The sequence below is a fragment of the Methylobacterium sp. J-088 genome, from assembly GCF_022829295.1.
Taxonomy (GTDB): Bacteria; Pseudomonadota; Alphaproteobacteria; order Rhizobiales; family Beijerinckiaceae; genus Methylobacterium.
The window spans coordinates 19,972-41,488 of record NZ_JAKSYH010000255.1; the positions used below are offsets into that span (position 1 = coordinate 19,972).

A 21,517-nucleotide genomic window follows, 5' to 3' on the forward strand; every position below is an offset into this window, starting at 1 on the left:
CGGCCCACCTGCATTGACCGGATCGGCCGCCCGGCCCCGAAGCGTCACGCCGTGCCGACCCGGTATTGCCGGGGCGGCGTCGCGCCCGTGATGGCGAAGGCGCCGACGATCCGGTCCCGGTAGATCCGGGGATTGTGGGACGCGATGGTCCGCGCGTTGCGCCAGTGGCGGTCGAGCGCGAGCCCGGCCTTCACCGCGGAGGCGCCGAGGGCGTCGAACAGCGTCGTCGTCGCCTGCAGCACGAGATCGGTCACCACGCTCACCGCCTGGTTGACCTCGACATCGGCGAGCGTCGCGGCCCGGTCGGCCGCCGGGCCGTCCCCGGCCTGGTGCGCCGCGTAGGCCCGTTCGAGCGCTTCGGCGGCCTTCAGCACGATGGCGCCGGCCGCGTAGGCGTTGCCCCGGACCCGGCCGACCACCGCCTGGATCTGCGGATCGTCCGCGGTGCGCCCGGCATTGCCGTGGCTGTAGACCCGCGTGCGCTCGGCCACCAGCCGGGCCACGTCCTCGGCGGCCGCCCGGCCGATGCCGGCCAGCGTGGCGAGGTGCACGAGCTGGAAATACGCCATCGCGTAGGGGAAGCGGGGGGCATCCGGCTTGATCAGGTCCGGATCGAGCACGACGCCCGCGAAGGTCGCGGTGCCGCTGGCGGTCAGCGCCTGCCCGAACCCGTCCCAATCGTCCACGATGGTCACGCCGGGGGCCCGCACCGGCACCGCCGCGGTCACGGCCGCCCCGGATTCATCCTCGGCCGCGAGGTGGATGTAGTCGGCAAACAAAGAGCCGGTGGTGTAGAATTTCCGGCCGTCGACCACGGGGTGCCCGTCCCGGTGGCGCACCAGCGTGTCGAACGCACCGACCTTGGCGGGGCCGGTCTCCGAGACGCCGCTGCCGATCGTCGCCCCGGCGGCGATTCGCGCGATCCAGGCGGCGCGCCATGCGGGCGACGACGAGCAGAGCGCGTCCTCGGTGAAGCCGAAATGCGCCCGCAGCGCGTTGGTGACGTTGGAATCGGCGCTCGACAGCTCGATCAGCAGGGCGAACAATTCGGGCAGGCTGGCGCCGTGGCCGCCCTCCGCCTCGGCGAGCCGCAGGGTCGTGAAATGCGCCTCCCGCAGCCAGCCGATCTCGGCATGGGGCAGGCCGCGGGTGCGATCCCGCTCCGCCGCGGTGGCCCGGATCTCGGCAAAGACCGGGCGGAAGCGCTCGGCCAGCGCCTCGTAGCGCGCGCTTGGACCCGCGCCCCAGCCCGCTTCCGTCTGCGACATGGCACAAATTCCCAATTCCAAGCCCGCCCAATTCCAAGCGCGGCCAATTCCAAGCCCGCCCGATGGGCAGACCCATGGAATCGCGAAGTTCTTTTCCGATCTCAAGAGCGAACCGGCGTTCGGTCACGCCTTTGGAAGCGTCGTTTCTCCGTAGAGGCCATCGGAATACTTTCATCTTGCGCGCGGCGGGGTGAGGAGAAAAACGGTTTCCCGTGTTCGGCGCAGTCGTTTCCGGTTGCAGCACCGATGACGCTGGCTCATCCGGGGCACGCGCGATCATTGTCGGCGCACGTTGTCCGCTTCCGATCGGAACAGCATCGCTGCCGTTACGATCCGATGCAGGATCGACTTCCACGAGCGGCGGAAAGATCGAAAAACCGTTTCCTTGATCCGGGAATCGACCTCGGCCACCAATGGAGGCGGTCGCGATGAGGCGAAAAGCTTCGCCGACTCAGCGCCGAGCCCACGTCTCCGGCTCCTCATCCCACCTGACCCGATGCCCCCCGAGCGCCCGATGACCGACGAAACCCTGTCCCGGCGCCGGCTCCTGCGCGCCGGCTTCGGCGGAGCCGCCGCCGTGGCGCTCGGCGCGCCTTCCGTGCACGCGGCGCCGCGCGAGGTGAAGATCAGTCTGCAGCGCTCCTCGGTGCTGTTCACCGTGCTGAAGGTGAAGGGCACGCTGGCCGAGCGCCTCGCGCCGCTGGGCTTCGCGCCGAGCTGGCACCTGTTCACCCGTGTGATCGAGCCGATGACGGCGGGCGCGGTCGACATCCACGCCGACGTCGCCGACGCGGTGCCGATCTTCACGCAGGCGACCCGGGCGCCCTTGACCTTCTACGCCCGCGAGCGCGGCGCACCCGCCGCCGAGGCGATCATCGTGCCCGCGGACTCGCCGGTCCGCACGGTGGCGGACCTCAAGGGCCGCACGGTCGGCGTGTCCCGAGGCTCGGGCAGCCACTACGTGCTGGCCGCCGCGCTCAAGCGTGCCGGGCTGACCTTCGCCGACATCAAGCCGGCCTATCTCCAGGCCCCCGAGGGCGCGGCCGCCTTCGAGCAGGGCAGCCTCGACGCGTGGTCGATCTGGGACCCGTTCCTCGCCTTCGCGGAGGCCAAGCGCCCGGTGCGGGTCATCGCCGACGCCGCCGGGCTGACGAGCTACCACCGCTACTACCTCGCCAACGACAGCTTCGTCGCCGCCCAGCCGGAGGTGGTGTCCACGATCTACCGGTCGCTGGTCGAGGCCGGCGCCTGGATGCGGGCGAACCCGGAGGCGGCCGTGGCGCTCCTGGCCCCGATCTGGGGCGATCTGCCGCCGCCCGTCGTGGCCGCAGCCAACAGCCGCCGCACCTACGCGGTCGAGCCGGTGGAGCGCGGCCAGCTCGGCGAGCAGCAGGCCATCGCCGACGTGTTCCACGAGGCCAAGCTCATCCCCCGCCGGATCGACGCCACCGCCGTGCCGATCTGGCAGCCGCCGGCCGGGCGGGGCTGAGCCGATGGCCGGCCCCGTCACCGCGCCCCGCTTCGGCATCTGGGCGGCCGTCCACGGCTCCCGGGCCGCGCACCACGATCCCGACGAGCCGGACGACGCCAGCTGGGCGCGCAACCGCGCCCTGGTGCTGGAGGCCGAGGCCCTGGGCTTCGAGTCCGTGCTGGTCGCGCAGCACACGATGAACCCCTACGACGCCGAGCGGGACCAGCTGGAGGCCTGGACCGCCGCGGCGGCGCTCGCGGCGCTGACCCGGCGGATCGAGATCATCGCAGCGATCAAGCCGGGGCTCTACCATCCGGTGGTGCTCGCCAAGATGGCGCTGCAGATCGAGCACATCAGCGGCGGCCGCTTCGCCCTGAACCTCGTGAATGCCTGGAACCGCGCCGAGTTCGAGCGGGCCGGCCTCCCCTTCCCCGCCCATGACGATCGCTACGCCTACGGGCGGGAATGGATCGGCCTCGTGGACCGGCTGATGCGCGGCGAGCGGGTCACTTTCGCGGGCGCGCATTTCCAGGTCGCGGATTACCAGCTTCGCCCCGCCGGTACCGTCCGGCCCAGGCCGACCCTCTATGTCGGCGGCGAGTCGGAGCCCGCCCGGGCGCTGGCGGCCGACCACGCCGATGTCTGGTTCATCAACGGCCAGCCGCTCGCCGACGTCGCGGCGCTGATCGCCGACGTGGCGCGGCGGCCCGCGGCCAACGGCCCGCTGCGCTACGGCCTCTCGGTCTTCGTGATCGCCCGGGACACCGACGCGGAGGCGCAGGCCGAGCACGCGCGGCTCCTCGCCCTGGCGCAGCGCGACGCGGACCTGCGCGCCGACACCCGCGCCCGCACCGACACGGCCAGCGTGATGTTCGCCAAGACCGACGCGGCGGCCACGCGGCATGTCGGCACCAACGGCGGCACCGCGGCCGGGCTGGTCGGCAGCTACGAGACCGTAGCGGGGCGGATCCGCGCGTTCCACGCCGCCGGGATCGACCTGTTCATGCTGCAGTTCCAGCCGTTCGAGGCGGAGATGCGCCGCTTCGCCGGGCAGGTTCTGCCGCGCGTCCGCTGACCCGGAGCCCACCGATGACCGGCCGCACCCTGCATCTCAACGTCAACCTGCTGCATTCCGGCGTCTACCCGTCCGCGTGGCGGCTGCCGGGGAGCCGGCCGGACGCGTTCATCGACATCGACCACTTCATCCGCGTCGCCCGCGTCGCCGAGCGGGGCAAGCTCGACGCGATCTTCCTGGCCGACACCCCGGCGATCAACGACCGGATCGACTACCGGCCGTTCAACGCCCTCGAACCCACGGTGGTGCTGGCGAGCATCGCGGCGGTGACGCGCCATGTCGGCCTCGTGGCCACCGCCTCGACCACCTACAACGCGCCGTTCAACCTCGCCCGCCGCTTCGCGAGCCTCGACCTCGTGAGCCGGGGCCGGGTGGGCTGGAACGTGGTGACCACCGCGGACGCCGCCGCGGGCCGCAATTTCGGCTTCGCGGGCGCCTCCGAGCACGGCGCGCGCTATGCGCGGGCGCGGGAATTCACCGACCTCGTCCACGCCCTGTGGGACAGCTGGGAGGACGACGCCTTCCTCGGCGACACGGCGCGCGGCCGGTTCATCGATCCCGCCAAGGTGCACGCGGTGAACCATCGCGGCGCGCACTACACCGTCGAAGGGCCGCTCACGGTGCCGCGCAGCCCGCAAGGGCGCCCGGTGACCTTCCAGGCGGGCGGCTCGGAGGACGGGCGCGAACTCGCCGCCGCCACTGCGGACGCGGTGTTCTCGCTCGCGCAGACCATCGCGGACGGGGTGGCGTATGCCCGGGACCTGCGGGCGCGGGCGGCGCGCTACGGGCGCGGGCCGGACGCGCTGGTGATCCTGCCCGGCCTCGCCACGGTGATCGGCTCCACGGAGGCCGAGGCGCGGCGGCGGCAGGACGAGCTCTGGGATCTCGTGCCCCTGGAATACAGCCTCGCCCGGCTCGCCGGGACGCTGCGGATCGACCCCACGCGGCTCGAGCTCGACAAGCCTTTGCCCGACCCGCTGCCCCTGCCGGCGGACGCCAACCACACGATGTTCCTGGGCACGGTCGCGCTCGCCCGGCGCGAGGGTCTGACGGTGCGCCAGCTCCTGCGGGCGCTGGGCGGCGGCGTCGGCCACCGCATCATGGCGGGCACCCCGGAGGCGATCGCCGACGATATCGAGGCGTGGTTCCGGGCGGGCGCGGCGGACGGCTTCAACCTGATGCCCGACGTGCTGCCGGACGGGCTGGAGACCTTCGTGGACGCGGTCGTGCCAATCCTGCAGCGGCGCGGCCTGTTCCGCCGCGACTACGCGGGCGCGACCCTGCGCGACCATCTCGGGCTGGCACGGCCGCCGAGCCGCTATGCCAGCGGTGGGGCTTCGCTGTCCGCCTGATCGGGCGATAACATATCTTTGTGGCACCAGCTCCTAATGGAGCGGGATGCGCTCTCTCTCATGTGCGGGCTTGCGAATTCATGCTTAGCCCGCTGCGCCGATGATACCCGCAGAGCACCCCTCTCCCCGCGGGCGGGGAGAGGGCTCCGGCGACCTCGTTGTCGCCGGAGCGAGGCGGCAGCCGAAGGTGAGGGGGTGGTGCCGGAAGAGGCTCGTCCTGACGAGCCCCCTCACCTTCGCTCCGGCTGCGCCTGCGCTTCCCGCACGGACGACGAGGTCCGTGCGGGCCTCTCCCCGCGCGCGGGGAGAGGGGATCCGCGTCTCTTCAAGCTGTCGGCTGAGCCAACCGAGTCTCTGAACTTATAAACCCCGTACCCTGCTCTCGCCTCACGCCAACGACATGCGCAGCGGCGGCTCGACCTCCGGGGGCAGCGGCGAGACGTAGCCGGCCGCGCCGCGCCGCCGGGCGAGATCCGCCCGGGCGGCGTCCCGCAGGGCCGCATCGGTCAGCGCCAGGGTGCCGGTGGCCGCCATCGCCTTGGCGACCTGCACCATCGCCTTGTGGGCCGCCGGGGTCTTTCCCTGCGCCACCACCTGCCACGTATGGAACGGCGTGCCGATCGCCACGGTCGGGGCGTGCGCCTGCACGGTCGGCACCACCCAGCTCACGTCGCCCACATCGGTCGAGCCGATCGCGGGGTTGCGCGGGGCGTCGAGCGGCACGAGGAAATCCGCGAGCGGCGCCGCGGTCCGCGGCATCCCGATGGCACGGAACACGGCGTCGATGTCGCCATCGCTGAGCGTCGCGCGGATTCGTTCGGCGAAATCCCGGTCGGCATCGTCGAAGGGCGGCGGCCCCAGCTCCTCCATCACCCCGTGGAGCGCCTGCTCCAGCGGCGTGTTGCCCAACAGGTTCGACACGGCGCTGACGATCCGCACCTCGACCGCGGTCTCGGTCATCAGCGCGGCGCCCTGCGCCACCTTTTTCACCCGCTCCACCAGGGCCAGCATGCCGGGCAGATCGCGGGCGCGGATCGAGTAGCGCACGCGCGCCCCCGCCTGCACGACGTTCGGCGCGATGCCGCCCGCGTCGAGATAGGCGTAGTGCACCCTTGCATCCGAGGGCATGTGCTCGCGCATGTAGTTCACGCCGACGCTCATCAGCTCCACGGCGTCGAGCGCCGAGCGTCCGAGATGCGGAGCCGCCGCGGCGTGGGCGGTCCGCCCGGTGAAGGTGAAGTCCGCCCGCGTGTTGGCCAGCGCGGCCGGCGGCGCCACCTCCCAGAAGCTGCCCGGGTGCCAGGAGATCGCGATGTCGGCATCCGCGAAGGCGCCGGCGCGGACCATGAAGGCCTTGGCGGCCCCGCCCTCCTCGGCCGGGCAGCCGTAATAGCGCACGCGGCCGGGGGTGCCGGTCTCGGCGAGCCAGTCCTTGACGGCTGTGGCGGCCAGCAGAGCCGCCGAGCCGAGGAGGTTGTGGCCGCAGCCATGGCCGTGCCCGCCCGGCTCGATCGGCCGGTGCTCGGCGAGTCCCGCCTCCTGCGACAGGCCGGGCAGCGCATCGTACTCGCCGAGGAACGCGATGACCGGCCCGCCCTCCCCGGCCTCGCCCATCACCGCGGTGGGGATGCCGGCGACCGCTTCCGTGATCCGGAAGCCCTGGTGGCGCAATTCGGCGACGTGCTCGGCGCAGGAGCGTTCTTCCGTGTAGCAGACCTCCGGCATGCCCCAGACCCGCTCCGACAGGGCGATCAGCCGCGCCTTCCGGGCGTCGACATGGCGCCACACGGTGCTGCGGTTATCCATCGTGTCGTCTCCCGGTGTGGTACCGATCGAACCCGCGCCACCCTGGCGGGCGTTCGTGCATGCAGGGCCGGGGCCAGGAAGGCGTCCGGCATGCCGGATCGTCAACACGTTTCGATTGAAGCGTCACTGGCCCGCCCCTTGCCAACACCGCATTCGGAATGGTGCTGTGCCCGTCACGGCGGCAATCAGGAATGATCATGGACGAGCGGGATCTGCGCGGCCTCATCGGACGTGTGAAGGACGGCCGCCTGTCGCGGCGCGCCTTCGTGCAGCGGATGGTAGCGGTCGGCCTCACCGCGCCGATGGCCGGGCTGATGCTGGCCGGCAACGGCGTGGCGATGGCGGCCGATATCCGGGCCGGCTACAAGCCGACCAAGGCCGGCGGCGGCGGTGCGCTCAAGCTGCTCTGGTGGCAGGCGCCGACGCTGATCAACCCGCATTTCGCGGTCGGCACCAAGGATCAGGACGCCTCGCGGATCTTCTACGAGCCGCTCGCCGCCTGGGACCCGGACGGCAACCTCGTGCCGGTGCTGGCCGCCACGATCCCGTCCAAGGAGAACGGGGCGCTGGCCGCCGATGGCCGCTCGGTGGTCTGGACGCTCAAGCCCGGCGTCAAATGGCACGACGGCAAGCCGCTCACCGCCGACGACCTCGTGTTCACCTGGGCGTATGCCCGCGATCCCGCCACTGCGGCGGTGACGGCCGGCTCCTACAAGGATTGCACGGTCGAGAAGATCGACGACCTCAGCGTCCGGGTCCTGTTCGACAAGCCGACACCGTTCTGGTGCGACGCCTTCGTGGGCATCGTCGGGATGGTGCTGCCGCAGCACCTGTTCGGCCCCTATAGCGGCGCGAAATCGCGCGACGCGCCGCAGAACCTCGCCCCGGTGGGCACCGGCCCGTACCGGTTCGTGGAGTTCCGGCCCGGCGACATCGTCCGCGGCGAACGCAACCCGGATTACCACCTGCCGAACCGGCCGTATTTCGACACGATCGAGATGAAGGGCGGCGGCGATGCGGTCTCGGCCGCCCGCGCCGTGCTCCAGACCGGCGAGTACGACTACGCCTGGAACATGCTGATCGAGGACGAGGTGCTGAAGCGCCTGGAGACCGGCGGCAAGGGCCGGGTCGACGTGGTCTACGGCGGCAAGCTGGAATTCCTGCTGCTGAATGCCACCGACCCGAACGTCGAGGTCGACGGCGAGCGCGCCTCGATCACCACCAAGCACCCCGCCTTCTCGGACCCGAAGGTAGCCCGAGCGATGAACCTGCTGGTCGACCGCAAGTCGATCCAGACCTACATCTACGGCCGCACCGGCAGGGCCACCGCCAACACGGTGAACGGCCCCGAGCGCTTCGTCTCGAAGGATACCAGCTTCGCCTTCGACCCGGCACGCGCCAACGCGCTCCTCGACGAGGCCGGCTGGACCAAGGGCTCGGACGGGATCCGCGCCAAGGACGGCAAGACGCTCAAGCTGGTCTTCCAGACCTCGATCAACGCCCCGCGCCAGAAGACCCAGGCGATCATCAAGCAGGCGGCCGCCAAGGCCGGCATCGCGATCGAGCTGAAATCGGTGACCGGCTCGGTGTTCTTCTCCTCCGATCCGGCCAACCCCGACACCTGCACGCATTTCTACGCCGACATGGAGATGTACGCCTACAGCATGACCCAGGCCGATCCGGCGATCTGGCTCTTGATGTACGCCTCCTGGGAGGTCGCCCAGAAGGCCAACAAGTGGCAGGGCCGCAACGTCGTGCGCTGGCGCAACGATGCCTACGACAAAGCCTACAGCGCCGCCCAGAGCGAGCTCGACCCGGTCAAGCGCGCGGCGCTCCTCATCACCTGCAACGACCTCGCGGTCTCCGAGAACGTGCTGCCGCTGATCCACCGCGCCGAGGTCTCGGCGGTGGGCGCCGCGCTCACGGCGCCCCGCAGCGGCTGGGACAACGACCTGTCGTTCCTGCCCGACTGGTACCGGGAGGCCTGAGCGGGAGCGCGGCGCCAAGAAGGGGCACACCAATGGGCGCCTACATCCTGCGACGGCTCCTGATCGCGATCCCGAGCCTGCTCGGCATCAGCCTGATCCTGTTCACCGTCCTGGCGCTCGCGCCGGGCGACCCGTTCGGCGAACTCGCCAGCAACCCGAACGTGCCCCCCGAGGTGCGGGCGGCTCTGCGGGTGAAGTTCGGCCTCGATGACCCGATCTTCACCCGCTACCTGCACTGGCTCACCGCCATGCTGCACGGCGACTGGGGCTTCTCGTTCGCGAGCCGCGTGAATGTCGATGCGCTGATCCTGCAGCGGCTGCCGACGACCCTGTTCATCGTCGGCTCCTCTCAGGTGCTGGCACTGCTGATCGCGGTGCCGGTCGGTCTCTACGCCGCGCGCCGGCCCTACTCGCTGGCCGATCAGGTCGCCAACACCCTGGCCTTCGTGGGCTTCTCGCTGCCGACCTTCTTCACCGGCCTGCTGTTCATCCTGCTGTTCTCGATCAAGCTCGGCTGGCTGCCCTTCGTCTACCAGGCCGACCTGCCGGGCTCCGGCCTCCCCTGGATGTGGGCCAACATCCGGCAGGCGATCATGCCGGTGGCGGTGTTGGGCTTCTTCCAGGCCGCCTCCTACACCCGGTACGTGCGCGCCTCGGCGCTGGACGTCGCCCGGCTCGACTACGTCACCACGGCCCGCGCCAAGGGCCTCTCCGAGGGCACGGTGACCCGCCGGCACATCGCCCGCAACGCCCTGATCCCGGTGGTGACGCTGGTCGCCCTCCAGATCCCGGCGGTGTTCGGCGGCGCCATCGTCACCGAGCAGATCTTCCGGATCCCCGGCATCGGCTCGCTGCTGATCGACGCGATGCTGGCCAACGACACGCCGGTGGTGATGGCGGTGACCTTCGTGTTCGCCGGCCTCGTCATCCTGTTCAACCTCGTCGCGGACCTGCTCTATGGCTGGCTCGACCCCCGCATCGCCCTCCGATGAGGCGATGGCCCCTGCCCGCGTGCCGGCCTCGCCGGGGCGGGAGACGTGGCGGCGCTTCCGGCGGCACCGGCTGGCGCTGGCGAGCGTCGGCGTGCTGGCCGTACTGGTCGCCGGCGTGGTGTTCGGCGGCCTGCTCTGGCCGGTCGCCATCGACGACATCGATTTCGCCGCCCAGCTCCAGGGCCCGTCCTGGGACCATCCGTTCGGCACCGACGATCTCGGCCAGGATCTCTTGGCCCGGATGATCCATGGCGGCCGGATCTCCCTCGCGGTCGGCTTCGCCGCCATGGCGGTGGCGAGCCTGATCGGGGTGCTGGTCGGGGCGCTGGCCGGCATGTCGCGCCGCCTGCTCGACCCCCTGCTGATGTGGCTGACCGACCTGTTCCTGTCGCTGCCGCAACTGCCGCTGCTGCTGCTGGTGATCTACCTGTTCCGCGACAGCCTGAAGGCCGTGTTCGGCACGCAGGGCGGCGTGTTCCTGATGATCGTCGCGGTGATCGGGGGCCTGCGCTGGATGCCGGTCGCCCGGCTGGTGCGGGCGCAGTTCCTGACGCTCCGGGAGAAGGAGTTCGTGGAGGCGGCCCGTTCGCAGGGGGCGACCACCGGGCACCTCGTGCGCCGCCACATCCTGCCGAACGCGCTGGGGCCGGTGATCGTGGCCGCCTCGATCGAGGTCTCGGCGGCGATCATCGCGGAATCGACGCTCTCGTTCCTGGGGCTCGGCTTCCCGCCCGACATCCCGACCTGGGGGCGGCTGCTATTCGACGCCAAGGACCACCTCGACGTCGCGCCCCACTGGGCGCTGTTCCCGGGGGGCGCGATTTTTTTGACGGTGCTGTCGATCAACTTCATCGGCGACGGCCTGCGCGATGCGCTCGATCCGCGGCGGGTGCTGTGACCGGACCGTCTGAACGGCAGGCGCTGTTCCCCTCCCCCTTGCGGGGCTACCGGATGCACACATCGCGCGCTGCGCCGACGAAAGCACCAGCAAACCCCTCGCCCCGCTTGCGGGGAGAGTGCTCCGGCGACCTTGTCGTCACCGGAGCGAGGCGGCAGCCGAAGGTGAGGGGGCTTGAACGGAGGAGTCTCTTCCGGAATCGCCCCCTCACCTTCGCTCCGGCTTCGCCTCTCGCTTCCCGCAAGCGGAGAGAGGGGGGTGTCGCGACCTTCAAGACCCGATGCGTGAACATCGCAGGCTCGCGGCGTGAGAGGGCGCGCGCTCTACACCGAGCAGCACCCACTTTCTCCAGCCTCAGCCCACCTGCCGCAGATGGCCGCCGCGCGCGGCCGGCACCGCCTGCATGGCGCGGATGAAGGCCGCGATCCGCGGGGCGATCACCGTGCGGTAGCGCGAGCCGTTGAACACCCCGTAATGCCCCACCCCGGCCTGGAGGTGATAGGCCTTGCGCGCATCGGGCAGGTTCGGCGTCAGGTCGAGCGCCGCCTTGGTCTGGCCGACGCCGGAGATGTCGTCGTTCTCGCCCTCGACCGCCAGGATCGCGCAGCGGCGGATCGCCCCGAGATCGACCGGAACGCCCCGGTGCTGCATCTCACCCTTCGGCAAGGCGTGGTTCACGAACACGGTCTGCACCGTCTGGAGGTAGTACTCGGCGGTGAGGTCCATCACCGCGAGGTACTCGTCGTAGAAGTCCCGGTGCTTCTCGGCCGAGTCGCCGTCGCCGCCCACCAGATGGTCGAACATGTCCGAATGGGCGGTGACGTGCCGGTCGAGGTTCATCGCCATGAAGCCGGAGAGCTGCAGGAAGCCCGGATAGACCCGGCGCCACGCCCCCGGGTAGATCGGCGGCACGAGGCTGATCGTGTTCTGCTCGAACCACTTCTGGCCGCGCTCCTGCGCGAGGCAGTTCACCGCGGTGGGCGAGCGGCGCGTGTCGATCGGGCCGCCCATCAGGGTCATGGAACTCGGTACGGCGGGCTCGTCGGCCGCCTCCATCAGCGCCACCGCGGCCAAGACCGGCACCGCCGGCTGGCACACCGCCATGACGTGCAGATCCGGCCCCAGGAATGCGAAGATCTCCTGGAGGGTGTCGATGTAGTCGTCGAGGTCGAAGCGGCCGGCCAGCAGCGGCACCATCCGGGCGTCGGTCCAGTCGGTGATGAACACCCGGTGGTTCGGCAGCATCGCCTCCACGGTGCCGCGCAGCAGCGTGGCGTAATGGCCCGACATCGGCGCGACGATCAGGAGCTTCGGCTGCGCCTCGGCGGGCGGTGTCGGGAAGGCGCGGTCGAAGGCGATCAGGCGGCAGAACGGCCGCTCCCAAACCACCCGCTCGCTGACCGGCACCGCTTGCCCGTCGACCATCGTCTCGGTGAAGCCGAAGGCCGGCTTGCCGTATTGGCGGGTGACGCGCTCGAACATCTCGCAGCCCGCGCTGACCGCCCGCGCGTAGGGCCCGTAGGCCAGGGGATTGCCGGGAATCTGGAGGCCGTAGCGCGTGAGATCGGCGGCGACCCGGGCCGGCGTCATCAGGGCGCGGGCGCCCTCGTACATCGAATAGGCCAGGAGCATCGTTACCTCACGGTCTGCCGCCGGCCTTCGGTGTTGCGGGCCAACCGGCACCGAACGCCCCCCGACCGGAATTGGCAGGATAATGTTCCACCCTGAACGATAATGGAACATCCCCAGATGGGGACGATTTCCCCTGTGACGATGGCGCCTGTGACGATTCGGCCCGGATGAGTTGCCCCGGAAGACTTGCCCCGGAAAATTTGCCGGCCTCCCGCATCCGCGACATCGCCGGACTTGAACGTCGCCGGCTGTCGCGAAACTTTCGTACCGGCTCAGTCCGCCCGACGCCCCACCGAAGCAGTGCATGCCCGATTCCGATCTGAACGGCCTCGTCCGCGACGCGCGACACCTGCGGCTCGACACCTTCGTCCGCCTGCGCTGGCTCGCCATCACCGGCCAGAGCGCCGCCGTGGTCGGGGCGCAGTTCGGCCTCGGTCTGCCGCTGCCCTTCGGCTGGTGCTTCCTGGTGATCGCCACCTCGTCCTGGCTGAACCTCGCGCTGCGCATCCGCTTCCCCGCGAGCTACCGGCTGAGCGACGATTCCGCGGCCTTGCTCCTCGCGTTCGACATCGTGCAGCTCGCCGCCCTGCTGTTTCTCACGGGCGGGCTGCAGAACCCGTTCTCGCTGCTGTTCCTGGCCCCCGTGCTGATCTCGGCGACCGCCTTGCCGCCGGAGCGGACGCTGGCGCTCGGCCTGCTGGCGGTCGGTCTCGCGACCCTGCTGGCCCTGGTCCACCGGCCGCTCCCCTGGTTCGCGGACGGGCGGATCGAATTGCCGTTCCTGTACGTCTCGGGCGTCTGGACCGCGATCCTGCTCGGCACCGCGTTCACGGGCGTCTACGCGTGGCGGGTCGCAGAGGAGACGCGGCTCCTCGCCCAGGCGCTGGCCGCCACCGAGCTCGTGCTCGCCCGGGAGCAGCACCTGTCCCAGCTCGACGGGCTGGCGGCGGCGGCCGCCCACGAGTTGGGCACCCCCCTCGGCACCATCATGCTGGTCACCAAGGAGCTGATCCGCCAGCTCGGCCCCACCGCCTCGCCCGCGGTGGCGGAGGATCTGAACCTGCTGCGCGAGCAGGTCGACCGCTGCCGCGGCATCCTGGGCAAGCTGACCTCGCTCGACGGCGACGGCGCCGGCGCCGGCTTCCTGGAGACGGTCACGTTCAGCCACCTCGTCGAGGAGCTGGTGGCTCCGCAGCGGGCGCTCGGCACCGCGCTCGACATCACGAGCCTCGGGGACGGGCCGGAGCCGGCCTGCCGCCGCAACCCGGGGGTGATGTTCGGCCTCGCCAATATTCTCGACAACGCCGCGGACTTCGCCGAGGCGCGGGTGTCCGTGGAGGGGCGCTGGAGCCAGGAGCGGGTCTGGCTCGAGATCCGGGACGACGGTCCGGGCTTCTCCAGCGAGGTTCTGCTGCGGGCCGGCGAGCCCTACGTCACCACCCGCAGTCAGGACCGGCCGCAATCGGGCGGGACTGTCGGGGCGGGGCTGGGGCTCGGGCTGTTCATCGCCAAGACCCTGATCGAGCGCTCAGGCGCCCAGCTGGTGCTGATGAACGTGCCCACGCCGGAGGCCCACGGGGCAGTGGTGCGCGTCTCCTGGGCCCGCCACATCTTCGAGCGCGGGGCAGCGCCGCGTCATTCGCCGGAACTCAATATCCAACACCCCCTGCCCCCGCGCGATGTCGTCCCTATATAAGGGACAGACCAAGAACCGACGATGAAAACCTGAAAGGAACGCCCGATGCTTACGCAGCCCGGGACCGCGGCGGCGACCGACGCTGCCGTGCTCAGCGACGCCGATCCACTGGCCGCCTTCTCCGACCGCAGCCTGCTGATCGTCGATGACGACAAGCCCTTCCAGACCCGTCTCGCCCGCGCCATGGAGAGCCGTGGGTATCACGTGCAGGTGGCCGACAGCGTCGCGGACGGCGTCTCGGCCGTGGAAGCCCGGGCCCCGGCCTTCGCGGTGATCGACATGCGCCTCGGCGACGGCAACGGCCTCGACGTGATCGCCCGTCTGAAGGAGCGCCGCCCGGAAGCACGCGGCGTGATCCTGACCGGCTACGGCAACATCGCAACCGCGGTCACCGCGGTGAAGCTCGGCGCCTTCGACTATCTCGCCAAGCCCGCCGATGCCGACGAGATCCACGGCACGCTGATGGCGCAGCCGGGTGAGCGGGCCGATCCGCCCGAGAACCCGATGTCGGCCGACCGGGTCCGGTGGGAGCACATCCAGCGGGTCTACGAGCTGTGCGGCCGCAATGTCAGCGAGACGGCCCGGCGCCTGAACATGCACCGGCGGACGCTGCAGCGGATCCTGGCGAAGCGCGCGCCGCGCTAACAGCGGTGCGCTTGGTTGCATCGGCGGCCCTGCCGGGCTAGCTGCGCGGGTCTCGGACGGTTTTCGTCCGGGACCCGTCCTATTTTCAGGGGTCGATCGCGTGAACGGGCGCAACGCCATCACCATCGTGAGCATGATGGTCCTCGTCGGCACCGAGGTGTTCGCTGTCGCCATCGCGGCCGGCTGGGCGCTGGCGGGCCTGTTCGATCTCGGGGACCGGGTCGGCCATGTCCTGATGGGTCTGTTCAGCCTGTTCGCGGCCTGGATCATGCTGCAGCTCTGGCGGCGGGCGATCAGCATCGAGCCGCTGCGCGCGGGCACCGCCGCGCCCCGTCGATAACGCGACCCGCGTTCGACAGGCCGGCGGCCTTCCTGCTACAGAGAACTGCGGCAGCCTGTGAAACGTTGCCGCAGGTGAGACCCTCGTCCCGGCGACGCGCGAGACCCGAAAATCCATGAAAGCCCGTATTATCGTCACCCTGAAGACCGGCGTGCTGGACCCGCAGGGCAAGGCGATCGAGGCCGCGCTCAAGTCGCTGGCGATCCAGGGGGTCGAGGGCGTGCGGCAGGGCAAGGTGTTCGACATCGAGGTGGCGGCCACCGACGCTGCCGCCGCCGAGGCGACGCTGCGCACCGCCTGCGAGAAGCTCCTGGCCAACACGGTGGTCGAGAACTACGCGATCGAGATCCTCTGATGCACGCCGCGGTCATCGTCTTCCCCGGCTCGAACCGCGAGAGCGATGTCGTCCGGGCGTTGCGCCGGTCGGGCGCGCGGGTGAGCCTCGTCTGGCACGCGGACCACGACCTGCCGGCCGGCACCGACCTCGCCGTCCTGCCGGGCGGCTTCTCGTACGGCGACTATCTGCGCTGCGGGGCGATCGCCGGACGGGCCGCCGCCATGGATGCGGTGCGGGCGCATGCGGGTCGGGGCGGCCTCGTGCTCGGCATCTGCAACGGCTTCCAGATCCTGTGCGAATCCGGCCTGCTGCCGGGCGTGCTGATGCGCAACGTGAACCGGCGCTTCATCTGCCACCGGCAGACGCTCCGGGTCGAGCGCACCGATACCCGCTTCACCAGTGCCTACCGGCAGGGTCAGGTCATCGACGTCTGCGTCGCCCACGGCGAGGGCAACTACTTCGCCGATCCCGAGACCCTGGCGCGGATCGAGGCCGAGGGTCGGGTGGCCTTCCGGTACTGCGACGCGGCGGGGACCGTCACCGTCGAGGCCAACCGCAACGGCTCGCTCAACGCGATCGCGGGCGTCCTCTCGGAGAACCGGACTGTGCTCGGCATGATGCCGCACCCGGAAAACTTCGTCGAGGATCTGATCGGCGGCACCGACGGGCGCGGGCTGTTCGACAGTCTGGCGGCATGATCGCTTGCGGAGACTAGTATTTACTACGTGTTAAGGTTCTTAATTGATAAACAGGCATCCAGTTTTCTGGATGTGGAGTTGGACCTTCTCGTCCGCTCTGTTTGATGCCTCCCTGAAGACTCCTCCAAGCCGCTCCCTCCGGGGCGGCTTTTTTCTGTGCGGATGGCGTGCGGGCGATCATCATACGCGGGCCCCCTCCCCCCGCAGAGGGGGGGAGGGAGGGCGCGTGGCACGTTGGGATTGCCAAGCCTATCGACGGCACACTGAGCCCAGACCTGATGTGTGAATCCCAAAGGCCCTCTGTGGGGGAGAGTGGAACGCGGCGCCGGCTCTTTCTCAAGAGCGCGCCGCGCTGCCTCTCATCTCAATAAAGCCCACCCGCCTGCGCGGCCCGATCGGGATCCGCCGGCACCGCCGCCGCGGGGGCCGGCGCCTGGCTGCCGCCGGACGGGGCCACGTAGGAATCCGGCGGCGCCGTGCCGGGCTTGAACGCCTCCAGGATCGTCCCCGCCCCCTCGCTCGAGCCGGCGCGGGTGCCGCTGGCGAGGTTGATGCGGATCAGCTTGATGCCCGGTGGCACGCGGAACGGGGTCGGCGGCTTGTCCTTGAGGGCGGTCTTGAGGAATTCCAGGGCGATCGGCGCGGCCAGCCCGCCGCCGGTGGCGCGGTCGCCGAGCGAGCGGGGCTTGTCGAAGCCGAGATAGATGCCCACCGCCAGATCCGGCGAGAAGCCCACGAACCACGCGTCCTTGGCGTCGTTGGTGGTGCCGGTCTTGCCGGCGAGCGGCTTGCCGATCTGCTTCAGCAGGGTCGCGGTGCCGCGCTGGACCACGCCCTCCATGATCGAGACCATCTGGTAGGCGGTCAGCGGGTCGAGCACCTGCTCGGAATCGTCCACCAGCTTCGGCTCGTCCTGGCCCGACCACTTCTCGGCGTCGCAGCCGATGCACTTGCGGTTGTCGTGACGGTAGATCGTCTCGCCGATGCGGTCCTGGATCCGGTCGATCAGGGTCGGCCGGATGCGCCGGCCGCCATTGGCCAGCATCGAGTAGGCGGTGACCATGCGCATCACCGTGGTCTCGCCCGCGCCCAGCGACATCGGCAGCACCGGCAGCATGTCGTCATAGACGCCGAACCGGCGGGCATACTCGGCGATGAGCGGCATGCCGACATCCTTGGCGAGCCGCACCGTCATCAGGTTCTTCGAGTGCTCGATCCCGTAGCGCAGGGTGTGCGGGCCGCCGGACTTGCCGTCGTAGTTCGAAGGCGTCCAGGCCTCCTGGCCGGGGCCGCCCTCGATGGTGATCGGCGAATCCTGCACGATCGAGGCGGGGGTGTAGCCGTTGTCCAGAGCCGCCGAGTAGACGATCGGCTTGAACGAGGAGCCGGGCTGGCGCATCGCCTGGGTGGCGCGGTTGAACTCGGATTCGTCGTACGAGAAGCCGCCGACCATCGCGTGGACGCGGCCGGTATTCGGGTCCATGGCCACGATGGCGCCGGAGACCTCGGGCTTCTGGCGCAGGCGGAACTGGCCCTTCCCGCCCTCGATCGCCTCGACATAGACCATGTCGCCGGCCTGGAGATTGGCACGGCCGGCCCAGCGCATCCCGTCCGGGGTGATCACGCCGGTCTCGCGGTCCTTGCCGACCTGGCCCGACGCCTCGCGCTTGGGCTGGAGGCCGACCTGCACGCCGCCGCCGCCGTTGCCCAGCACCACGGCGAGCCGCCAGGGCGCCACGTCGCCGAGCGCCGGCACCTCGGCCGCCGCCATGCCCCAGTCCCGCCCGGTCAGGTCGACCCGGGTGACGGCACCGCGCCAGCCATGGGCCTGATCGTAGCGCACGAGGCCGTCGACCAGGGCCTTGCGGGCCCAGGCCTGCATCTTCGGATCCAGCGTCGAGCGCACCGAGAGGCCACCCTCGTAGAGCTTCTTCTCGCCGTAGCGCTCGGAGATCTCGCGACGGACCTCCTCGGTGAAGTAGTTGGCGTTGGCGGCGTTCGGGAAGGCGACGCGCGGGTTGACGCCGAGCGGCATCTTCTTGGCGGCGTCCGCCTCGTCCTTGGTGATGTAGTTGTTCTCCGCCATCAGGCGGATGATCTCGTTGCGGCGGTCGAGCGCCGCCTGGGTCTTGCGGTAGGGGTGGTAGTTGTTGGGCCCCTTCGGCAGGGCGGCGAGGTAGGCCGCCTCGTTGATGGTCAATTCGTGGACCGACTTGCCGAAATAGTCGAGCGCCGCCGCGGCAACCCCGTGCAGGTTGCGGCCCGGGACGATGGTGCCCAGGAAGATCTCGTTGAGGTAGAGTTCGAGGATCTTGTCCTTGGAGTAGGCCGACTCGATCCGGAGCGCCAGAAGCGCCTCCTTGACCTTACGGTCGTAGGTCTGCTCGGAGGACAGCAGGAAGTTCTTGGCGACCTGCTGGGTGATGGTCGAGGCGCCCTGGCGCTTGCCCGACTTGGCGTTGGTCAGGAAGGCGCGCACGATCCCCTCGGGGTCGATGCCGCCGTGCTTGTAGAAGTTCTTGTCCTCGGCCGACAGGAAAGCCGCGACCACGATCTTCGGCATCGCCTGGATCGGCAGGTAGAGCCGGCGCTCGCGGGCATATTCGGCCAGCAGCGAGCCGTCGGCCGCGTGGATGCGGGTCATCACCGGCGGCTCGTAATTCGCGAGCGCGGCGTGGTCGGGCAGGTCCTGGCTGTACTTCCAGTAGAAGTAACCGCCCGCCGCCGCGCCGATCACGAACAGCACCGCGGCGGCGCTGAACAGGATCCCGAAGAAACGAAGGATCAGACGCATCCGGTGTTCCGCTCGTCGCTGGCCCGGCCGCATGCCGGAATCGGCTCACCCGGCGCGCAGCTCCGCTCACGATGCGGTCGGCCCCCGGATGGTCACCTGAGGCCCCCTCGGATTGCCGGTTGCGACGGCTGCGAGCGGGCGTTCGGACAGCCCGTATCGACACTTACTCTATGGTAAAACTGGGGCGACGGCGGCCGAGCGACGCGTCATCACCGGCCGCCCCAGGCTGGCACGATTGGTGAAGAACATGTCGATCGCCTTGGCCATCGAGCCGGTGACCCCGGCGCGCCACTCCGGCGATTGCAGCATCTCCAGGTCGCGCTTGCTCGACAGGTAGCCCAGTTCCACCAGCACGCTCGGCACATCGGGGGAGCGCAGCACCACGAACCGCGCCTCCCGGTGAGGCTTGGAACTCATCTCCATCACCGGACCGAGCTGGCCCATCAAGGTCCGGGCGAAGCCCGACGAGAAGCCGCGCGTCTCCCGCAGGGTGAGTTCCTGAAGGATGTCGGCGATGTCCGGCGGCGCCTCGGCGGACTCGGCGCCCGCGGCGGCGTCGGCCCGGTTTTCGCGCTCGGCGAGCTTGGCGGATTCGAGATCGGTCGCCTTCTCGGCGTTGGTGTAGATCGTCGCGCCGCGCACCTGCGGGGCCGCCGAGATCGAATCGGCGTGGATCGACACGAACAGGTCGGCCCTGGCCTCGCGGGCGAGGCGGACGCGGTCGGCCAGCGGCACGAACACGTCCCGGTCGCGCGTCATCCGGACCCGGTAGCGGCCTCCTGCCTCCAGCTTCTCGACGAGCGCCTGGGCGAAGCCGAACACGATGTCCTTCTCGAACACGCCGCCCACCGCGATGGCGCCGGGATCGGTGCCGCCATGGCCGGCATCGACCATGATCAGCGGGCGCTGGTCGGTGGGTTCGGGCGCGGCGGCCCGGGCCTGCGCGGGGGCGGGATCGGCCGCGGCGGCCGCCTTGCGGAAGGCGTCGCGGTCGGCGCGCTGCAGCGGGATCGTGAGCAGCACGGCGCCGTCCTTGGCCCGGGTTGCGGTCTCGATCTTGCCCACGGTGGCGGGGCTCGCGAGGTCGATCACGATGCGCGAGCGTCCGGGGGCGAACAGGCCGTAGCGGAAGGATTGCACGAGGCCGTCCCGGCGGCTGCCGGTGCCCGATTCGAGCTGGAAGTTGACCTCGGGCAGGTCGATCACCGCCCGGTCGGGCCGCTCCATCACGAAGCCGCGGGCCTCCACGGCCCGGGACAGGGTCAGGGTGAGGCGGGTCGTGCCGCCCTGGCTGGCGAGATCGGCCCCGATGGCGATGGCGGGCTTGTCACCGTTCTGCGCGGCCGCGGGCGGACCCGCCAGCGCCGGAATGAGCGCGAGGGCGAGGCAGAAGCAGGCGGATCGGATCAGACGTGCGCAGTTCGGCATTGGTGCGGTTTGGTTTCCCGTACCCTCCGATACGGCATGGGACCGGCTTGGTTAACGGAGCGTTGTCGCACCCGGTTCGATCCGGCCATCCGTTTTGCGCGGGGGCGACACGTCCGGCCTCAACGGAACGCGACGACGCGGCTCGCCTTGCCCATCACCGTGACCCAGCAGGTCAGGGAGGCGTCGGCGGCGCGCTGGGCCTCGCCGACCTGGAGACGGATCAGATCGGCCGGCGTACGGACATCCGAGAGAGCCCGGAAATGCTCCAGGGCGGCCGTGCCCTCGCCCTGCATGTAGCGGGCGATGGTCGAGCCGATCTCGATCATGTCGATCCGGTCCGGTGCGAACGCGAACCGGTTCAGCGGCGCGGGCTCCGCGGCGTGCAGCATCGCGGCGGGGACGAGATCCGGCGGCGGGGCGGCGGCGAACGCCGTCTCCGGCTCCGCGCGGTCGGGCGCATGACGATCATCGTGGGAGTCCTGATCGGCCTCTTCGTCGCGATCCGCCTCGGGGGGATTCACGGCGTGGGCAACGCTGTCAGGGGTCTCGGTTTCGGGCGCGAGGCGGGGTTCGACCCGCGCTGCCTGCGCCACCAACTCGGCCGGGGTGATGGGGTCTATCGCCGGAGCTGACGCCAAGACCGGCGCGTCATCATCCGCGAACCCGGCGCGTGACAGGGCCACGACGGACACATCCGACTCGTCCACCGAGGCCTCGGACAAGGACGCGAGCGGAGCAGGCATCCCCGTATTCAGGGGCGGCTTCGGCTGCCAGTTGGAAAGGCCCACTCGTGGCCGACGCGGCTTTCCCATCGCGCGATCTCCTCCTGTCCGCTCCCGACCCGCAGAAGCGACGGTCGGCCTGTCGGCGCCATCCGGGGTCGAACCCGGGACGCTCGGGCGTCGAATCGTTGGATCCGGCCGGCCCGAAGCGGCCGCCCGGATCTTTTGGAACACCCCCGATCCATGCGGACCGGCAGGTAGACCCGTCCTTAGAGCCGTGCCCGATCGCATTGCACACCGCCCACGACACTTGTCAGCCGCCTGGGTCGGCAAGCGCAACCTGCACCCTCTCCCGTGCGGGAGAGGGGACCCGCG

General features: G+C 70.4%; 17 protein-coding genes. 11 read left to right on the forward strand and 6 right to left on the reverse strand.

Annotated features, from left to right (window positions below; translation table 11 throughout):
* Positions 1–44: 44 nt before the first annotated feature.
* The gene (locus MKK63_RS27880; RefSeq protein ID WP_244007261.1) at positions 45–1,268 is read right to left on the reverse strand and encodes an acyl-CoA dehydrogenase family protein; all 1,224 of its coding nucleotides are present in this window, start codon (positions 1,266–1,268) and stop codon (positions 45–47) included.
* A 514-nt stretch (positions 1,269–1,782) separates the two neighbouring features.
* On the opposite strand from MKK63_RS27880, the gene MKK63_RS27885 reads away from it, so the two are divergent.
* The 3 genes from MKK63_RS27885 to MKK63_RS27895 are packed head-to-tail and all read left to right on the forward strand — an operon-like array spanning position 1,783 to position 5,166.
* Positions 1,783–2,757 carry an ABC transporter substrate-binding protein gene (locus MKK63_RS27885; RefSeq protein WP_244007263.1) on the forward strand — a complete coding sequence of 325 codons (975 nt, stop codon included), beginning with the start codon at positions 1,783–1,785 and terminating at the stop codon, positions 2,755–2,757.
* Between the two features lie 4 nt (positions 2,758–2,761).
* Complete coding sequence (locus MKK63_RS27890; protein ID WP_244007265.1) at positions 2,762–3,814, forward strand: LLM class flavin-dependent oxidoreductase; 1,053 nt, start codon at positions 2,762–2,764, stop codon at positions 3,812–3,814.
* Between the two features lie 14 nt (positions 3,815–3,828).
* Entirely contained in the window at positions 3,829–5,166 is a 1,338-nt protein-coding gene (locus tag MKK63_RS27895; RefSeq protein WP_244007267.1) for an LLM class flavin-dependent oxidoreductase, read from the forward strand.
* A 387-nt stretch (positions 5,167–5,553) separates the two neighbouring features.
* Here MKK63_RS27895 and MKK63_RS27905 read toward each other — a convergent pair whose 3' ends face one another.
* On the reverse strand, positions 5,554–6,972 hold the full coding sequence (locus MKK63_RS27905; RefSeq protein ID WP_244007269.1) for a M20 family metallopeptidase: 1,419 nt from the start codon (positions 6,970–6,972) through the stop codon (positions 5,554–5,556).
* A gap of 197 nt (positions 6,973–7,169) precedes the next feature.
* On the opposite strand from MKK63_RS27905, the gene MKK63_RS27910 reads away from it, so the two are divergent.
* From MKK63_RS27910 to MKK63_RS27920, 3 genes are read left to right on the forward strand one after another with little or no spacing between them, the layout of a single operon-like run.
* Positions 7,170–8,960, forward strand: coding sequence for a peptide ABC transporter substrate-binding protein (locus tag MKK63_RS27910; RefSeq protein WP_244007270.1), 1,791 nt, complete (start codon positions 7,170–7,172; stop codon positions 8,958–8,960).
* A 32-nt stretch (positions 8,961–8,992) separates the two neighbouring features.
* Entirely contained in the window at positions 8,993–9,952 is a 960-nt protein-coding gene (locus tag MKK63_RS27915) for an ABC transporter permease (protein WP_244007272.1), read from the forward strand.
* A complete protein-coding gene (locus tag MKK63_RS27920) occupies positions 9,918–10,850 on the forward strand; it encodes an ABC transporter permease (protein ID WP_244007274.1) in 933 nt (310 codons plus the stop codon). Before MKK63_RS27915 ends, MKK63_RS27920 begins: the two co-directional genes overlap by 35 nt.
* 354 nt (positions 10,851–11,204) lie before the next feature.
* Here MKK63_RS27920 and MKK63_RS27925 read toward each other — a convergent pair whose 3' ends face one another.
* A complete protein-coding gene (locus MKK63_RS27925) occupies positions 11,205–12,482 on the reverse strand; it encodes a polyhydroxyalkanoate depolymerase (RefSeq protein ID WP_279574907.1) in 1,278 nt (425 codons plus the stop codon).
* A gap of 304 nt (positions 12,483–12,786) precedes the next feature.
* Between MKK63_RS27925 and MKK63_RS27930 the strand changes: the two genes are divergently transcribed.
* The 5 genes from MKK63_RS27930 to purQ all read left to right on the forward strand — a co-directional run bounded on the left by MKK63_RS27930 (position 12,787) and on the right by purQ (position 16,198).
* A complete protein-coding gene (locus MKK63_RS27930) occupies positions 12,787–14,178 on the forward strand; it encodes an ActS/PrrB/RegB family redox-sensitive histidine kinase (RefSeq protein WP_244007276.1) in 1,392 nt (463 codons plus the stop codon).
* A 45-nt stretch (positions 14,179–14,223) separates the two neighbouring features.
* Positions 14,224–14,823, forward strand: a complete 600-nt coding sequence (locus MKK63_RS27935; protein WP_243917671.1) for an ActR/PrrA/RegA family redox response regulator transcription factor — start codon at positions 14,224–14,226, stop codon at positions 14,821–14,823.
* 100 nt (positions 14,824–14,923) lie between these two features.
* Complete coding sequence (locus MKK63_RS27940) at positions 14,924–15,163, forward strand: hypothetical protein (RefSeq protein ID WP_244007278.1); 240 nt, start codon at positions 14,924–14,926, stop codon at positions 15,161–15,163.
* Between the two features lie 115 nt (positions 15,164–15,278).
* Positions 15,279–15,518: a phosphoribosylformylglycinamidine synthase subunit PurS gene (gene purS, locus MKK63_RS27945; protein WP_244007280.1), complete on the forward strand. Its 240-nt coding sequence runs from the start codon at positions 15,279–15,281 to the stop codon at positions 15,516–15,518.
* Positions 15,518–16,198, forward strand: a complete 681-nt coding sequence (purQ, locus tag MKK63_RS27950) for a phosphoribosylformylglycinamidine synthase subunit PurQ (protein WP_244007282.1) — start codon at positions 15,518–15,520, stop codon at positions 16,196–16,198. Before purS ends, purQ begins: the two co-directional genes overlap by 1 nt.
* 364 nt (positions 16,199–16,562) lie before the next feature.
* On the opposite strand, the gene MKK63_RS27955 is transcribed toward purQ, so the two are convergent.
* The 3 genes from MKK63_RS27955 to MKK63_RS27965 form a co-directional block, all read right to left on the reverse strand.
* Positions 16,563–18,992, reverse strand: a complete 2,430-nt coding sequence (locus MKK63_RS27955) for a penicillin-binding protein 1A (RefSeq protein WP_244007284.1) — start codon at positions 18,990–18,992, stop codon at positions 16,563–16,565.
* A 168-nt stretch (positions 18,993–19,160) separates the two neighbouring features.
* A complete protein-coding gene (locus tag MKK63_RS27960) occupies positions 19,161–20,420 on the reverse strand; it encodes an N-acetylmuramoyl-L-alanine amidase (RefSeq protein ID WP_244007286.1) in 1,260 nt (419 codons plus the stop codon).
* Positions 20,421–20,539: 119 nt separating this feature from the next.
* A complete protein-coding gene (locus tag MKK63_RS27965; RefSeq protein ID WP_244007288.1) occupies positions 20,540–21,163 on the reverse strand; it encodes a hypothetical protein in 624 nt (207 codons plus the stop codon).
* Between the last annotated feature and the right edge of the window lie 354 nt (positions 21,164–21,517).

What these genes read in the sequence shown, in the direction of transcription:
- MKK63_RS27880 (WP_244007261.1), bottom strand. Translation starts at nt 1,268, where the DNA reads ATGTCGCAGACGGAAGCGGGCTGGGGCGCGGGTCCAAGCGCGCGCTAC.
- MKK63_RS27885 (WP_244007263.1), top strand. Translation starts at nt 1,783, where the DNA reads ATGACCGACGAAACCCTGTCCCGGCGCCGGCTCCTGCGCGCCGGCTTC.
- MKK63_RS27890 (WP_244007265.1), top strand. Translation starts at nt 2,762, where the DNA reads ATGGCCGGCCCCGTCACCGCGCCCCGCTTCGGCATCTGGGCGGCCGTC.
- MKK63_RS27895 (WP_244007267.1), top strand. Translation starts at nt 3,829, where the DNA reads ATGACCGGCCGCACCCTGCATCTCAACGTCAACCTGCTGCATTCCGGC.
- MKK63_RS27905 (WP_244007269.1), bottom strand. Translation starts at nt 6,972, where the DNA reads ATGGATAACCGCAGCACCGTGTGGCGCCATGTCGACGCCCGGAAGGCG.
- MKK63_RS27910 (WP_244007270.1), top strand. Translation starts at nt 7,170, where the DNA reads ATGGACGAGCGGGATCTGCGCGGCCTCATCGGACGTGTGAAGGACGGC.
- MKK63_RS27915 (WP_244007272.1), top strand. Translation starts at nt 8,993, where the DNA reads ATGGGCGCCTACATCCTGCGACGGCTCCTGATCGCGATCCCGAGCCTG.
- MKK63_RS27920 (WP_244007274.1), top strand. Translation starts at nt 9,918, where the DNA reads ATGGCTGGCTCGACCCCCGCATCGCCCTCCGATGAGGCGATGGCCCCT.
- MKK63_RS27925 (WP_279574907.1), bottom strand. Translation starts at nt 12,482, where the DNA reads ATGCTCCTGGCCTATTCGATGTACGAGGGCGCCCGCGCCCTGATGACG.
- MKK63_RS27930 (WP_244007276.1), top strand. Translation starts at nt 12,787, where the DNA reads ATGCCCGATTCCGATCTGAACGGCCTCGTCCGCGACGCGCGACACCTG.
- MKK63_RS27935 (WP_243917671.1), top strand. Translation starts at nt 14,224, where the DNA reads ATGCTTACGCAGCCCGGGACCGCGGCGGCGACCGACGCTGCCGTGCTC.
- purS (WP_244007280.1), top strand. Translation starts at nt 15,279, where the DNA reads ATGAAAGCCCGTATTATCGTCACCCTGAAGACCGGCGTGCTGGACCCG.
- purQ (WP_244007282.1), top strand. Translation starts at nt 15,518, where the DNA reads ATGCACGCCGCGGTCATCGTCTTCCCCGGCTCGAACCGCGAGAGCGAT.
- MKK63_RS27955 (WP_244007284.1), bottom strand. Translation starts at nt 18,992, where the DNA reads ATGCGTCTGATCCTTCGTTTCTTCGGGATCCTGTTCAGCGCCGCCGCG.
- MKK63_RS27960 (WP_244007286.1), bottom strand. Translation starts at nt 20,420, where the DNA reads ATGCCGAACTGCGCACGTCTGATCCGATCCGCCTGCTTCTGCCTCGCC.
- MKK63_RS27965 (WP_244007288.1), bottom strand. Translation starts at nt 21,163, where the DNA reads ATGCCTGCTCCGCTCGCGTCCTTGTCCGAGGCCTCGGTGGACGAGTCG.